Annotated in this window: 1 protein-coding gene; it reads right to left on the bottom strand. The window is 64.8% G+C overall.

The annotated features are described in order from the left end of the window. Positions 1 to 227: glucokinase (locus QMX80_RS19310; protein ID WP_282278793.1), on the bottom strand; the 227-nt coding region annotated here is incomplete at both ends.

Genomic DNA, 227 nt, shown 5'->3' with positions numbered 1-227 from the left:
CCGATGACACCCAGTTGCCCGTGCTCGACCAGCTTCACGGGAATGCGCTGCAGCGCCTTCGCCATCGGTCCCTTGTTGAGGAAGCGTTCGACGAAGGTGCTGCCGATGAGGAACTGGCCGAGCTTGGGCAGGATGCCGCCGGCCAGATAGATGCCGCCCTGCACGCCGTAGAGCAGGGCCATGTCGCCGATGGTGGAGCCGAGGATTCCGCAGAACAGCTGCAGCGT

Origin of the sequence: Stenotrophomonas sp. PS02297 (assembly GCF_029959705.1) — a bacterium.
Classification (GTDB): Bacteria; Pseudomonadota; Gammaproteobacteria; order Xanthomonadales; family Xanthomonadaceae; genus Stenotrophomonas; species Stenotrophomonas nitritireducens.
This window is presented reverse-complemented; position numbering and strand designations above follow the sequence as displayed.